Annotated in this window: 7 protein-coding genes; 2 read left to right on the top strand and 5 right to left on the bottom strand. The window is 74.0% G+C overall.

The features are described 5' to 3' along the window. The first annotated feature begins 183 nt into the window (after positions 1–183). Positions 184–3,405, top strand: a complete 3,222-nt coding sequence (locus ACFVYK_RS15685) for an amidohydrolase family protein (protein ID WP_389773646.1) — start codon at positions 184–186, stop codon at positions 3,403–3,405. Positions 3,406–3,489: 84 nt separating this feature from the next. On the opposite strand, the gene ACFVYK_RS15680 is transcribed toward ACFVYK_RS15685, so the two are convergent. The 4 genes from ACFVYK_RS15680 to ACFVYK_RS15665 are packed head-to-tail and all read right to left on the bottom strand — an operon-like array spanning position 3,490 to position 13,851. Then, on the bottom strand, positions 3,490–5,061 hold the full coding sequence (locus tag ACFVYK_RS15680) for a fatty acid--CoA ligase (protein ID WP_389773644.1): 1,572 nt from the start codon (positions 5,059–5,061) through the stop codon (positions 3,490–3,492). A gap of 32 nt (positions 5,062–5,093) precedes the next feature. Further along, entirely contained in the window at positions 5,094–6,977 is a 1,884-nt protein-coding gene (locus ACFVYK_RS15675; protein ID WP_389773643.1) for a beta-ketoacyl synthase N-terminal-like domain-containing protein, read from the bottom strand. A gap of 14 nt (positions 6,978–6,991) precedes the next feature. Continuing rightward, positions 6,992–13,450 (bottom strand): SDR family NAD(P)-dependent oxidoreductase, encoded by a 6,459-nt coding sequence (locus ACFVYK_RS15670; RefSeq protein ID WP_389773641.1) that lies wholly within the window; start codon positions 13,448–13,450, stop codon positions 6,992–6,994. Next, positions 13,447–13,851, bottom strand: a complete 405-nt coding sequence (locus ACFVYK_RS15665) for an acyl carrier protein (protein WP_389773640.1) — start codon at positions 13,849–13,851, stop codon at positions 13,447–13,449. Before ACFVYK_RS15665 ends, ACFVYK_RS15670 begins: the two co-directional genes overlap by 4 nt. A gap of 107 nt (positions 13,852–13,958) precedes the next feature. Here ACFVYK_RS15665 and paaI point away from each other — a divergent pair, with 107 nt between their 5' ends. Further along, positions 13,959–14,432 carry a hydroxyphenylacetyl-CoA thioesterase PaaI gene (paaI, locus tag ACFVYK_RS15660; protein ID WP_389773637.1) on the top strand — a complete coding sequence of 158 codons (474 nt, stop codon included), beginning with the start codon at positions 13,959–13,961 and terminating at the stop codon, positions 14,430–14,432. Here the strand turns inward: paaI and ACFVYK_RS15655 are convergent. Continuing rightward, on the bottom strand, positions 14,421–15,050 hold the full coding sequence (locus ACFVYK_RS15655; protein ID WP_389773635.1) for a TIGR03086 family metal-binding protein: 630 nt from the start codon (positions 15,048–15,050) through the stop codon (positions 14,421–14,423). The two genes, paaI and ACFVYK_RS15655, sit on opposite strands and share 12 nt — an antisense overlap. Position 15,051: the final 1 nt, after the last annotated feature.

The raw sequence follows: 15,051 nt of genomic DNA, 5'->3' as shown, positions 1-15,051 counted from the left end.
CCGCTCCTCCGGGTGAAGCCGGATATCCCTCGGGGAATATCCGGTGATTTCCCCTGTCCCCCTCCCTCGCTTTGTTCGATGCCCTATATTTCGACGCGCCGTACGAACGCACGCCCGGACGACAGGGCCGACTCATGGGGGATTGACGGTGCGTTGTCTGCCTCCGCGCGAGGGAGGATTACCGTGGCCGAACAGAGATCCGCAGCACCCGAGGATTCCCCCGAGGAGGACCGGGGCCTTTTGTCCCGCCGTTCACTGCTGCACCGTTCGGGCGCCGTCGGGCTGGGAGCGCTCTGGCTCGCGGCCGAGCCGGGCCCGCTCGGCACCGGCGGCGTCGCCCGCGCCGACGACAGCACGGCCGGCGAGGCGGCCGGCGACGGTCTCGTCCGGGTCGACACCCACGAGAGCGCCAATCTGTGCGCCGCCCTGTCGCCGGACGGCAGCACGCTCGCGATCGACGCGCTCAACGCGATCTGGCTGTTACCGGCGGGCGGCGGCACGGCGCGGCGGCTCACCGAGGACGGGCTGGACGCGACGCAGCCGCACTGGGCGCCGGACGGGCAGAGCCTGGTCTTCCAGTCCTTCCGCGAGGGAACGTACGACCTGTGGCGCATCGGCGTCGACGGGTCCGGGGCACGTCGGCTGACCTCCGGCGACGGGTACGACCAGGAGCCCAAGTTCTCCCCCGACGGCCGCTCGGTCGCCTTCGCCTCCGACCGGGACAACGCCGGCCGGATCGAGGTCCTCGACCCGGCGACGGGCGGGCGCCGGGCGCTCACCCGGCAGGACCGCAACGTCGCCATGCCCACGTGGTCCGCCGACGGGCGGCAGGTGGCGTACATCGCGGACTACGGGTCGATCGAGGCCGTCGACGTCGCGACGGGGGCGACGCGGACGCTGCTGACCGGTCCCGCGGACGCCGCCCTGTACGGGCCGGCGCTCGGCCCCGACGGCCGCCGGTTGGCGTACGTCCGGGTGACGGGGGCGCGCGCCGAGCTCATGGTGGACGACCGGGTCGTGAGCGAGGACGAGGACGTCTTCCCGCTCGCCCCCGTCTGGTCGTCGGCCGACGAACTGCTCTACACGGCCGACGGGCGGATATGCCGGCGCCGGCTCGACGGCGGCGCCCGGGCCGTGATCCCGTTCACCGCCTCCGTCGAGGTGCGCCGGGTGGACCACGACCGGCGCAAGGGCCCCGAGCTCACCGGGGGCGGCTCCCAGGACGTCCTGGGCATCGCCGACCCCGCGCTCTCCCCCGACGGCCGCAGGATCGCCTTCCGGGCGCTGAACGCCCTGTGGCTGAGCACCGGCGCCGAGCGGCCCGTCCGGATCGTCGGGGACGGCTACTTCAACTCCTCCCCCGACTGGGCGCCCGACGGCCGGTCCCTGGTCTACGTCAGCGACCGGGCCGGCACCGCGAACCTGTGGCGGTACGACCTCGCGAAGGACGCCTCCGAGCGGCTCACCGATCTGCCGAACGCCCAGCTCTCGCCCCGCTGGTCGCCGGACGGCTCCCGTATCGCGTACCAGGACGAGAGCGGCGCCACCTGGGTGCTGACCCTCGCCGACGGCTCGGTCGCCCAGGTCGCCCCCGCGCTGTACCAGCCGGGCCCGCCGGCCTGGTCGCCCAACGGCAGGATCCTCGCGCTCGCCGCGGCCGCCCCGTACTCCCGGCGCAGCAGCAACGGCCTGAACCAGATCCTCACGGTCGACCTGACCAGCCACGAACTGCGCTACCAGACGGTGGCGCCCGGGCGTTCGGTCTCCACCCGCAGCGGCGACGGCCCGCTGTGGACGCCCGACGGCACGCATCTCGTGGTCGGCATCGAGAGCCAGGCCTGGAAGGTCCCGGTGGACGCGGCCGGCCGGATCACCGGCGAACCGGTGCGGATCACCGACGAGGTCACCGACTCGCTCTCGGTCGGGACGCGCTGCGACACCCTGCTCTACCTCTCCCTGGGCCGGCTGCGCGTCGTCGGCCTCGACGGCGGCACGCCCCGCACCCTGCCGACCCGGCTGTCGTGGACCCGCCGTCCGGCCCCGGCCGGTCGCACCGTCGTGCGCGCGGGCGCGGTGTGGGACGGGACGTCCGGCTCCCTGCGGCACGACGCGGACGTCGTGCTGCGCGGCGACCGCGTCGAGGAGGTCGTACGGCGCGGGAGCGTGCGCGGCGAACGGGTGGTCGACGCCGCGGACCTCACCGTCATGCCCGGCCTGATCGACACCCACAACCACTGGCACTGGCGCGGCCCTCAGTGGGGCGACCGGCAGGGCCGCGCCTGGCTCGCCTACGGCGTCACCACCAGCCGCACCCCGGGCGACCCGGCCTACCAGATGGTGGAGACGCGCGAGGCGCTGGCGGCCGGGGCCAAGGTCGGGCCGCGCTACTTCGGATCCGGCGAGGGGTTCGAGGGGACCCGCGGTCGTCACCGTTCCATGCGGCCGGTCTTCTCCCTCGACCAGCTGGACCGGGACCTGCGGCGCGCCCTCGCGCTCCGCTACGACCTGCTGAAGTCGTACATCCGGCTGCCCGTGGCGTACGAGCGGGAGGTCGTGTCGCGCGGGCACGCCGCCGGCATCCCGGTGACCTCGCACTACCTCTACCCGGCGGCCCGCACCGGCCTGGACGGCATGGAGCACACCGGGGGCGGCAACCGCCTCGGCTACTCGCGGACGCTGAGCTTCGCCGCCGGGCGGACGTTCCAGGACTCGGTGGACCTGCTGGCGGCGAGCGGGATGTGGATCTCCACGACGACGCTGTTCGCCTCCGAGCTGTTCGTCGAGGACCGCTCGCTCGTCGAGGACGAGCGGACCCGGGTGCTGTACCCCGACTGGGAGTACGCCCGGCTGGTCCAGAAGGCGGCGGACGCGGGGTCGGACAGCGCGGACGCCCGCCTCAACCACGCCTGGACGGTCGGGGACTGCGACATGCTGCTGCGCGTGCACCGGGCCGGGGGGCTGGTCGTGGCCGGCACCGACGCGGCCCTGGACGACATCGGCATCAGCCTCCACCAGAACCTGCGGGTCCTGGTGAAGTACGGCTTCACCCCGCGCGAGGCGCTCCTGACGGCCACCGGGAACGCGGCCCGGGCGCTCGGCCTCGGGGACCGGCTGGGCCGGGTGGCCCCGGGCCACCTGGCCGACCTGGTGTGCGTGGCGGGCGACCCCCTCGCCGACATCGGCGCGGCGGCGGCGGTGCGCCGGGTCATGGTCGGCGGCCACGCGCACGACGTGCCGGAGCTGCTCGCGCCGTTCCGCCCGTCCGCCGCGGCCGCCCGCAGCGGCGCACCCGGCGGCGCGCCCCGCAACACCGTGCGGGCGGCGGCGCCCAGCGCACGCGAGGACGCCGCGCATTACTGGCACGAGGCGGAATGGCGGCACGCGGGCTGCTGCCGCTCACGCTGAAATCAGCGAGCATAGGCGCACACGGAATTCCGGGACCGGCTTCGGCCGGTCCCGGTTTCCATTCGGCGGGTCTTTTCCCCCGGGTCAGTTCACCTGCCGCTCGCGATCGGCCCAGAATTCCCTGCGGAGTTCCCGTCTGAGTATTTTTCCGCTGGGATTGCGGGGGACGCGCTCGATGAACGCGTACGCGCTCGGCGACTTGAAGTCGGCGAGCCGGCCCTGAAGGTGGAGTTTGAGTTCCCGGGGGCTCGCCGACATCCCCGGGCGCAGCACGACGAAGGCGCGCACGACCTCGCCCCAGCGCTCGTCGGGCACTCCGATGACGGCCGCCTCGGCCACCGCGGGATGGGTGGCCAGCGCGTTCTCCACCTCCGCCGGGTAGACGTTCTCGCCGGCGACGATGACGGTGTCCTTGAGGCGGTCGCACACGTAGACGTAGCCGTCCTCGTCGAGGTGTCCGGCGTCCCCGGTGCGCAGCCAGCCGTCGGCGAGGGTCTCCCGCGTCGCCTCCTCCATGCCCCAGTACTCGACCATCACCGCGGGCGTGCGCAGACAGATCTCACCGATGGCGCCGGACGGCAGGACGCTGCCGTCGTCGCCGGTCACCTGCACCTCGACGCCGGGGTACGGGCGGCCCGCGGCACGCAGTCGCGGGCTGCCGGCGCGGTGGTCCGCCGGCGGCAGGCACAGCGCGGTGTTGCCGCTCTCGGTGAGCCCGTACAGCTGGCCCAGGTCGCAGCCCAGGATCTCCATGCACTGCAGCATCAGCGTCTCGGAGATCGGGGAGCCGCCGTAGGTGACCTTGCGCAGCGAGGCGAAGTCGGCGGGTCCGACGCCCGGTTCGGACAGCATCATCTGCAGCATCGCCGGCACGGCGCAGGTGGTGGTGACGCCGTGCTCGCGGATGAGCCGCACGGCGTCGTGCGCGGCGAACATCCGCATGGCCACGCTGGTCACCCCGGCGTTGAAGGCCTGCATCGCCCACCAGATGCCGGCGACGTGGAAGCCGGGGATGCTGATGAGGCTGACGTCGTCCGGGTACCAGTCGATCCAGTCGAGGCCGTGTTCCGCGAGCAGGTCGCGGATCGCGAAGAAGCTGCGGTGGGCGAGGACGACGCCTTTGGGCAGGCCGGTGGTGCCGCTGGTATAGATCTGGGTGACCGGGTCGTCGGGCCGGGCCCGCACATCGAGGTCGTCGTCCGGCCGGTCCGCCCTCCACTCCCGCAGCCCCGCGCCCCGGTCGTCGCCGCCGTCGAGCCCGACGAGCACGGGGCGGGCGGGCAGCTCCGCGCGGATGCGGGCGGCGGTGTCGGCGTACTCCGCTTCCACGAAGAGGACTTCGGCGCCGGAGTCGCGGAGGATGTGCTCCACCTCGGCGGGGGTGAGCCGCCAGTTGATCGGGACGAGCACCGCTCCGGTCTTGGCGCAGGCGAAGAAGATCTCGTAGTAGTGCTCGGACTCCTTGCCCAGGAAGGCGACGCGGGAGCCCCGCCCGACGCCGGCCGCCAGCAGGGACCGGGCCGTGCGGTTGCTCTCCCGGTGCAGCTGCTCGTAGGTGACGCTGCGGCCCTCGCAGCTCAGGGCGGTGCGCCGGGGGTGGTGCGTGGCGTGAAACGCCACCGTGTCGACGGCGGTCCTGAGGTTCGGGTAGTGCATGAAGGGATGTCCTGTCCGTAGGAGGCTGGGGCTCAGATCCAGTTGTGGTGGTCGGGCCAGTGGCGCCGCCCGACGAGCGCGGGGCCGGGCAGGCGGAGCAGTTCCGGGCGCGGGCCGTCGACGGGCCACCACTCGTCGGTGGCGGGGGCTTGTCCGGCCACGTGGCGCCGGGCGTGCCGGACCGCCTCGGCGGCGTGCGCGGGTGCGCCGTGGACGTCGTCGAAACCGGATCCCCGCTCGGCCGTGGAGGCACGTTCCAGGGCGGCGAGGAGTTCGACGCGGTCGTGGACGACGGCCGCGTACCGGACGGCGGGGTGGTCGCGGCCCTCGGCGAGGGTCCGGCAGACGGCGGCGGGGGTCCAGTCGGCCCGGTGCCGCAGATGCCGGTGCAGCCGGGCGGCCGTACGGGCCAGCGCCTCGGCGCCGTGCGCCGACAGCAGCAGCGGCCAGGGACCCGCACCCGCGCCGGCCCCGGAGGACTCGGCGGTCCCGGCGGTCGCGGGGGATCCAGCGTCCGCAGGGGCCGGGCGCTCGGGGACGCTCTCCAGCACGACGTGCGCGAGGGTGCCGCAGAACCCGAATCCGCTGACGGCCGCCCGCCGCCTGCCCTGCGTGGGCCAGGGCCGCGGCTTCGCGGCGAGCCGCAGCGCGGTCCGGCCCCACGGGATGTCCGGGTCCGCCTCGTCCTCGCCGGGTTGCGGCGGGATCTCCGCGTGCGCGAGCGCCAGCACCGTCTTCATCAACCCGGGCGCGCCGGAGGCGGTTTCGAGGTATCCGAGGTTGGCCTTGCAGGAGCCGACGTACAGCGGCGGCGCGTCCGGCGAGCGCCGTGCGTACGCGTCGGCCAGGGTCTCGGCCTCGATCTGGCCGCCGATCCGCGAGCCGTTGGCCTGGGCCTCGACGTACTGCACGTCCTCGGGGGCGACGTCCGCGTCGTGGAGCGCCCGCTCGATCACGGCCTTCTGACCGCGCGCCGGGGCCACCGAGATGCCGGGCCGGTCGCCCTGGGCGCGGACGGCGCTGCCGCACACGAGCGCGTACGGCCGGTCCCCGTCGGCGACCGCGTCCGCGTACCGCTTCAGGACGACGACCCCGCAGCCCTCGCCGCGGACGTGTCCGTCGGCGTGCCGGGTGAAGGGCCTGCTGCGGCCGGTCGGCGACAGCATCCCGGCCCGGTCGAGGATGCCGGTGCTGAACGGGGAGAGCAGCAGGTTGCAGGTGCCGACGAGAGCGATGTCGCACTCGCGGGCGCGCAACGCCCGCACCGCCAGGTGCACGGCCGTCAGCATCGACGACGACGCGGTGTCGACGGTGACGGCCGGACCGTCGAGCCCCAGCGACAGGGCGATGCGGCCGCTGAAGGCGCTGGGCGAGGAGCCCGTGCTCATGTGCGCGGACAGGCCGTCGCCGGGGATCCCGCCGCGCAGCCAGGCGTGCGGGTACTCCACCGGCCCGGCCACCGCGTACACGCCGACGTCACGGCCGCGCAGCCGCTCCCGGGACAGGTTGGCGTCCGCGAGGGCCTGGGCGGCGACCTCCAGCAGGAGGCGCTGCTGCGGGTCCATGTGGCGGGCCTCCTCCTGACCGATGCCGAACCGGTCGGCGTCGAAGAGGTCCACGTCCGCCAGGTAGGCGCCCTGACGCAGCCGGGGGGCCAGCGGCGCGAGGTCCGGTGCGGCGAGGTTCCAGCGCGGCCGGCCGAGACTGTCGACGGGCACGCCGGCCGTCTCGGTGGGCAGGACCCGCCCCTCGCGGAGCGCGTTCCAGAGCTCTTCGGGGTCGTCGAGCCCGCCGGGCAGCCGGCAGCCCATGCCGATGACGGCGACCGGCTGGGTCCGCTCGTGGTGCTGCCGGGCCAGCATCACCATGAGCTGCTTCTTCGACAGGGTCTCCAGGTGGTCGATGTAGCTCGTCACCTTCGGGCCGCCCGTCACCGGAACATCTCGCGCAGCGCGTCGAGTTCGTCGTCCGCCTCGGCGTCGGTCAGCTCGCGCACGTCCTCGCCGGGGCCCTCCCGCCGCGGTGCGGCCGGTCCGTCGTCGGCCTGACCGGGTACGAGCTGCTCGTCGAGGAACACGGCCAGCGAGCGCACGGCGGGGTGGTCGAAGAGGGCGGAGGCGGGCAGCGGGACGCCGAGCGCCGTCTCCAGGGCGTTCTTCAGCTCGACCGAGCCGAGTGAGTCGAGGCCGAGGTCCACGAACCGGGCGTCGACGTCGATCTCCTCGGGCGAGTCGTAGCGCAGCACGTCCGCGATCCGGCCCCGCAGCAGTTCGCGCAGTGCGGCCTCGCGGTCGGGCTTCGGCCGGGCGAGCAGATCGTCGACGTCCACGTCGGTCCGGTCCGGCGCACCGCCCCGGCCCGAACCCAGCTCGGCCAGAAGGGCGTTCGGGGACGGCAGGGCGCCCGTGTAGGCGTCCCAGTCGAACTCGCCGACGACGGTCTGGGCGTACGGCCGGGCCAGCGCGGCGAACAGCGCGTTCAGCGCGGCGTCGGGCTTGATGAACTTCAGGCCGCGGGCCTCGATGCCGGCGATCTGGCGCCCGGTGAGGGAGGCGGCCATGCCGATGTCCGACCACGGGCCCCAGTTGACGCTGAGTCCCGGCAGGCCCGCGGCCGCCCGCCACTGCATCAGGACGTCCATGTACGCGTTCCCGGCGGCGTAGTTGGCCTGGCCGGCGGAGCCGAGCACCGAGGCGATCGACGAGTAGCCGACGAAGAAGCGGACCGTGGGGACGTCGGCCAGCGCGCGGTGCAGCAGCCAGGAGCCGTGGACCTTGGCGCGCAGGACGGCGGCCATGCTCTCCCAGGTCTGGGCCGCGAGCGGGGCGTCGGCGAGGACGCCCGCGGCGTGCAGGACGCCGCCGAGCGGGGCCTCGCTCCCGGCGAGGGCGCCGACGATCCGTTCGACGTCGGCCGCGTCGGCGATGTCCCCCCGGTGGATCTCCACCTCGACGCCCTCGCCGAGTCCGGCGGCGATCTCGGCCCGCCGGTGTTCGTCGACGGCCCGGCGGCTGACGAGCGCGATGCGGCGGGCGCCCTGCCGTACCAGCTTGCGCGCGGAGGCCAGACCGAGCGCGCCCAGGCCTCCGGTGACGAGGTACGTCTCCCCCGCGTCGATCCGCACCGGCCGGGCGGGCAGGTCGCGTTCGTCGCGGAACTCCAGCACGACCTTGCCGAGGTTGGCGCCCCGGCTCAGGACGCCGAACGCCTCCTCGACCTCGTCGAGGGAGTAGCCGACCACGGGCAGGGCGGTGAGCCGGCCGGCCTCGATGTGGTCGGCGACCGTCCGCAGGATGTCGTGGTTGAGGCGGTCGAGCTCGTCGGCGGGCAGCTCGCTGAGGTCGAAGTTGTGGTACCCGACGTCGGGTCGCCGGGCGCTCATCTCCTCGGGCGACCAGACGCCGATCTTGCCGAGCTCGACGAACCGGCCGCCTTCGGCGAGGCAGCGCAGACCTGCCGGGATGTAGTCCTTGTTGAGGCTGTTGAGGACGATGTCGACGCCGCGGCCCCCGGTGGCGGCCAGCACCTCGTCGGCGAAGTCGAGGGTGCGGGAGTTCATGACGTGCTCGACGCCCTGGGAGCGCAGCAGGGGCCACTTGCGGGGGCTGGCGGTGGCGTACACCTCGGCGCCGGCGAGGCGGGCGAGCTGGACGGCGGCCTGGCCGACGCCGCCCGCCGCCGCGTGGATGAGGACCCGGTCGCCCGCCTTGACGCCGGCGAGGTCGTGCAGCGCGTGGAAGGCCGTGACGTAGGCGGCGGGCAGCCCCGCGGCCTGCGTGAAGGTGAGGCCGGCGGGCTTGCGCACGACGACCGTGGACGGGACGGTGACCCGCCGCCGCATGCAGCCGATGCGGCTGAGCACCACCTCGTCGCCGGGGCGGAACGCGGCGTCGGGTCCCGCCGCGACGACGGTGCCGGAGGCCTCGAAGCCCAGCGGGAGGGGCTCGTGCGCGATGCCGTGGTCCAGCGCGTACTGGCGGAGCATGCCGAGCGCGTTGAGGACGTCCTTGAAGTTGAGCCCGGCGGCGTGGACCTGGACGGTGACCTCGTCGCCGGTGGGCGGGCGGTCCTCGACGGGCACCGGGCGGACGGCGGAGAACTGCCCGTACTCGGTGATCGTGAGTTCCGTGTTGACGTCGTCGCGGTCGGCGACGGCGGGCGGCGAGAGCCGCTTCACATGGCGCACGCCGGACCGGTACGCGATCTGGTGCTCGCCGCCGGAGGCGTCCGCGGCGAGCAACTCGTCGGCGAGGGGCTGGAGATCGGTTCCGTCGAGGTCGAGCAGGACGGTCCGCAGCGTCGGGAACTCGTGGGCCAGGACCGCGCCGAAGCCCCACAGGGAGGCGGCGGCGAGTGCGTCGCCGTCCCCGGACGCGCTGTCCGCGGCGTCACCGGGCAGCCACTGGGCGCGTTCGGTCACGAGCAGGACCCGCAGGTCGCGGCCCGTGACCGGGCCGTCGGCCGCGGCCGCCACCAGGGCGAGCAGGTCGCGGTAGTTGCGCTCGGTCTCGGCGTGCAGCCGTTCCTCGCCGGTGAGCGTGGCCTCGGGCGTCCAGAACCAGCACAGGTCCGTGACGGCGGCGTCGTCGGCGAGCAGGGCGGCGGCGGCCACCGCGTCGGGGGCGTGCAGGGTCCGGACGCCGGTGCCGGTGAGCCGGTCGGCCAGGTCGCCCGGGAGGCCGTCGCCGGGCCGGACCACCAGGACGCGGCGCTCCTGTCCGCCGGTCCGGGCCGCGGGCAGGGAGCGCTTGAGCCAGCGGGGGCGCAGCAGCATCCGCTCGGCCGGATCGGCCGGGGCGTCGGCGACGCGCTTGAGGCGTACGCCCTTGACGACGAAGACCGTCCGGGCGCCCTCCAGGGCGACGAGGTCGGCGGCGAGTTCACCGGCCGTGTCGACGTCCACCTGGATGAGGACGCGCAGGTCGCCCTTGGGGCGCTTGAGCAGTTCGACGGCGTCGAAGCCGACGGGCAGATAGGTGCCGTCCAGGTCGACGGCGGCGCCGAGGGTCTGCATCGCGCAGTCGAGGACCGAGGCGCGCAGGTGCTCGACGGCGGGCGTGTCGAGGCCCCGGAGCTCGCCGGTGGCGAAGCCGTCGGCGTACCGGTCGACCCGCAGGACGCGCCGGAACTCGGATCCGTAGGGCAGGCCCAGCCCGGCGTAGCGCTCGTACAGGTCGTCGCCGTGCTGCCGGGCCCGGGGCGCGTCGAGGGCCGCGGCCGTCTTCCGCAGCCGGTCCACGACCTCGCCGAGTGCGGCCGGCCCGGTCGGTGCGGGGCCCAGGACGGCGGTGGCGTGAACGCGTTCGATGACGCCGTCCCGGCCGTCGACGCGGCTGACGATCTCGACGGCGGCGGGCCCGTCGGCGCCGCCGTCCCCCTGCGGCCGCAGCCGGGTGCGGATCTCGGTCGGCTCGCCCTCGCGCAGGAAGAGGGGTTCGTGGATGCGCAGGTCCTGGATCGGCCGGCCGGTCTCGCCGTGCACCGCGTCCTGGAGGGCGAGCGCGACCTCGACGTATCCCGCGCCGGGGAACACCGCCTGGCCCATGACGACGTGGTCGGCGAGGTACGCCGGGGAGTGGGGGGCCAGCAGCGCGCTGAACTCGCGCTCCCCCGCCGCGCGCCGGTCCTCGGCGGTGACGTCCCGGCCGAGCAGCGGATGACGGACCGGCCCGGACGCGCGTCCGGCGAGGTCGGCCGGGACGCGCGCGGAGGGCAGCGGGTGGCGCTTCTTCGCGAAGACGTAGCCGGGCAGCGGCACACGCCGCCCGCCGCGCTCGGCGTGGTAACCCGCCCAGGAGACGGGCAGTCCGGCCTGGTAGCAGCGGGCGACGGCGGTGGCGATCGTGGTGGCGCCGGGGTCCGACCTGGCCATGCTGGACACCCACACGTGGCCGTCGGGGTCGCCGTTGTGCCGGCCCAGGGCGGTGAGCGCGGCCGACGGGCCGACCTCGATGAGGACGTGCGGCCCGCGGGACTGGACGCGGCGCATGCCGGCGGCGAAGTCGACGGGCTCCAGGATGTGGCGGACCCAGTACTCGGGCGTGCCCACGTCGGCGAGCGTGGCGACCTCTCCGGTGAGGTCGGAGACGAAGCTCAACCGCGGCTCGTGGAAGGCGATGTCCGCGATGGCTCCCCGGAACGCTTCGGACACCTCGGCCATCAGCGGCGAGTGGAAGGCGTGCGACACCGGCAGCTCCCTGACGTCGACGCCCCGGGACCGCAGGACGCCGACGAGTTCGGCGAGGGAGTCGCGTCCGCCGGAGATCACGCACTGGCGCGGGGAGTTGACGGCACCGAAGCCGAGGTCGGGGTACGGCTCCAGGAGCGGGGCGATCTCCTGCGCGGGGGCGAAGACGGCGGCCATCCCCCCGGGCGCCGAGACGGACTGCATGAGCCGGGCGCGCACGGCGACCAGCCGGACCGCGTCCTCCAGCGAGAACAGGCCCGCGATCGCGGCCGCGGCGATCTCCCCGACGCTGTGGCCGAGCAGGACGCCCGGTCGGATCCCCCAGGACATCCAGAGCCGGGCGGTCGCGTACTCCAGGGAGAACAGCGCGGGCTGGGTGTACAGGGTCCGGTCGAGGTCCTGGGCGCTGTCCGGCGCCTCGCCGAACATGATCTCCTTGACGGAGCGGCCGAGGTGGTCGGCGAAGAGCCGGTCGCAGGCGTCGAGGCAGCGGCGGAAGGCGGGGTACCGCTCGTACAGGCCGCGCCCCATCCCCACGTACTGGGCGCCCTGTCCGGAGAACAGGAACGCGGCCTCGGTGATCCGGGGTCCGCCGCCGTCACGGCCGTCGTCCGCCGCCGGGCGGTCGAGCAGCCGCACCAGGTCCTCGCGCGAGGAGACGGGCCCGGCCAGCCGTGCGGGCAGATGGACGCGGCCGAGGTTGGAGCTGCGGCAGAGGTCGGGGACGGCGAGGTCCTGACGCGCGTCGAGGAAGCACAGGTGGGCGGCGGCCTGGGCGCGCAGCCCGGCGTGGTCCTTCGCCGAGAGGGTGAAGACGGCGGTGCCGTCGTCCGGCGCCGGCGCGGGCGCCTGGGCGGGCGGCGCCTGTTCCAGGACGACGGACGCGATGGTGCCCGCGAAGCCGAAGGAGTTGACCAGGGCGCGTCGGGGACCGTCGGTCCGCCACTCGTGCAGTTCGGTCGGGACGGTCACCCGGTAGCGGTCCCAGGGGATGTGACGCGAGGGCGTCTCCAGGTTGATGTGCGGGTAGATCACGCCTTCCTGGAGCTGGAGGACGACCTTGGCGACGCCTCCGATGCCCGCGGCGGCCTCCATGTGGCCGATGTTGGTCTTCACCGAGCCGACGGCCAGCGGCTCGCCGTGGGCGCGCGACTCGGCGAACACGGCGTTGACGGACCCCATCTCGATCGGGTCGCCGAGGGACGTCCCGGTGCCGTGCGCCTCCACGTACTGGATGTCGTCGGGCTCCAGGTTGGCCGAGGCCAGCGCGTCGCGCATCAGGGCGACCTGGGCGGTGCCGTTCGGCACGGTGAGGCCGCCGCTCTCGCCGTCCTGCCGGACCGAGGAGCCGCGCAGCAGTGCGAGCACGGTGTCGCCGTCGCGCCGGGCGTCCGAGAGCCGCTTCAGGACGACCATGCCGGATCCCTCGCTGCGGCTGTAGCCGTCCGCGGAGTCGTCGAAGGTCTTGCAGCGGCCGTCGGGCGAGAGCATGCCGGCGCGTGAGTAGACGATGTGGTTGCGCGGGTGGTGGGTGGCGTTCACCCCGCCCGCGAGGGCGATGTCGCACTCCCGGCGGCGCAGTCCCTGGGCGGCGAGGTGCAGCGCCACGAGCGAGGCCGAGCAGGCGGTGTCGACGCTCAGGCAGGGGCCGCGCCAGCCCAGGAAGTAGGACAGGCGCCCGGCGGCGGCGCTGTGCGCGGTGCCCGCGGCGACATGCGCGTCGAGGTCCTTCGGGTCCATGGCCTCGACGTCGATCGCGAAGTCCATCTGCCCGACGCCCAGATACACGCCGCCGTTCTCACCGCGCAGTGCCGCCGGGTCCAGGTGGGCCGATTCCAGAGCGCGCCAGGCCGATTCCAGGGCCCAGCGATGCTGTGGATCCATGAAGTCGGCTTCCTTGGGCGATATGTTGAAGAACTTCGCATCGAATTCGTCCGCCCCGGAGACGAATCCCCCGCCGGCCGACAGGGGGCGCCGGCCGGCTTCCTTCTCGGCGGCCTGCAGGGCTTCCATGTCCCAACGGTCCTCGGGCACAGGCCCGGTTCCTGCCCGGCCTTCTCTGAGGAATGCGGAGAATTCCTCGGGGGTGTTGTTGTCTCCCGGGAAACGGATGCCCATTCCGATGACGGCGATCGGCTCGTACTTCTCCAGAAGGAGGTCTTTCAGCAGGGCGTCGGTGCGGGACGAGGCCGTGTCGGTCACTGGTAGAGCTCCTTGAGGATGTCGTTGACCAGGTGCTTCGTGGACGTGGACCCGCCTGCGTCCTGGGGCGGCTCGGGGTCGGCCGGGTCGGCGGCGGAGAACAGCTCGGGGAGGACGTCGGTGGTCAGGAACTCGACGAGGGCCCCGACCGTCGGGTGGTTGAACAGGAAGGCCGCGTCGAGCGTCCGGCCCAGTTCCTGTTCGAGCCGGCGCCTCGTGTCGACGGCGCCGAGGGAGGTGAGTCCGAGTTCGAAGTAACTCACCCGGAGAGGAAGCACCTCCGTGTCGTCCATCATGAGTTCACGTTTGAACTCCGCGCCGACCAGCGATTCGAGGAGCGCCCGGCGTTCGGAGAGCGGGGTGTCTGACAATTCCTGCATCCAGGGTGTACGCGAAGTCATGCCGCTCCTTGGCTGGATTGTTCAATTCTTGTTGACCGCGGTCGCTCACGGATGGAAGGATCGGCGCGCCGAGTTCATCTGAAATCAAGGGAATTGAGGACTGTCCGATGACGGGGACCAGCGAGGAGAGCGACCCGGAGTTCGCGGCCCGGCGGCGCGCCGAGGAGCTCTACGCGAAGGACCGCACCTGTGAACTGCTCGGCATCGCCCTGCTGGACGCCGGACCGGGCCGGGCGACCGTCGGCATGCGGGTCACGGAGACCATGGTGAACGGCCATGGCATCGGGCACGGCGGCTTCCTCTTCCTGCTGGCCGACGCCGCGTTCGCCTTCGCCTGCAACACCTACGGCCCGACGACCGTGGCCCAGGGCGCGCAGGTCACCTTCCTGCGCCCGGCCGAAGTGGGCGACGAACTGGTCGCGGAGGCGGTGGAGCGGACCCGCTTCGGGCGCGGCGGTCTGTACGACGTGACCGTGCGCCGTGCGGACGGCGTGCCGATCGCCGAGTTCCGGGGGCAGAGCCACACCCTCGGGGGCCGGCCGGCCCCCGAGGCGCGGCAGGCGGATCCGTCACTTCGGTGACCATCGCGGGTCGCGGCCCAGCGAGGCGAGCAGCCGGTCCTCGGCGCTCGCCGGGCCGGCCGGCTCGACGGGCGGGCCGAACGCGGCTCCGGGGCGTTCGCGCGACGGCCCGACGGGCACCTCTTCGGCGGCCACTTCGGCGGCCGCGGCGACGAGGTCGTCGTCGTACGCCGCCGGGACGCCGAGGGAGGCCGCGACGTCCCAGCCGTGCACGACGTAGTCCACGAGGTGGAAGCCGATCGCCCGGGGGGCGGCGAACCGCATCGTCGGATGGATCCAGGGCAGGACGAACGCACGGTCCAGCACGCCGTCGGCGGCGAACGCGTCGAGCACGCGGGAGACGGAGTCGGCGTAGGCGCGCCGGGGATCCTCCAGCGGCGTCTCCCGCCAGACCGCTTCGTCGACCGGTCCGCCGTCGGCGGCCGCGGCGAAGCCGAGGTGCTGGGCGGTCATATGGGCGAGGAGGCGGCGCAGGGTCCAGGCGCCGCAGGGGGTGGGGACGTCCCACTGGTCGTCGCGGATCCGGGCGACGATCTCCGCGCTGCGCAGCACGGCCCGGCGGTCGAGCTGCTGGACGCCCTGCGCGAACGGGTCCGCGACGCTGTGCGTGTCGGTCATG

Origin of the sequence: Streptomyces sp. NPDC058291 (assembly GCF_042880855.1) — a bacterium.
Taxonomy (GTDB): domain Bacteria; phylum Actinomycetota; class Actinomycetes; order Streptomycetales; family Streptomycetaceae; genus Streptomyces.
This window is presented reverse-complemented; position numbering and strand designations above follow the sequence as displayed.

Coding starts and splice junctions, on each gene's coding strand:
- ACFVYK_RS15680 (WP_389773644.1), bottom strand. CDS start 5,061: ATGCACTACCCGAACCTCAGGACCGCCGTCGACACGGTGGCGTTTCAC.
- ACFVYK_RS15665 (WP_389773640.1), bottom strand. CDS start 13,851: ATGACTTCGCGTACACCCTGGATGCAGGAATTGTCAGACACCCCGCTC.
- paaI (WP_389773637.1), top strand. CDS start 13,959: ATGACGGGGACCAGCGAGGAGAGCGACCCGGAGTTCGCGGCCCGGCGG.
- ACFVYK_RS15655 (WP_389773635.1), bottom strand. CDS start 15,050: ATGACCGACACGCACAGCGTCGCGGACCCGTTCGCGCAGGGCGTCCAG.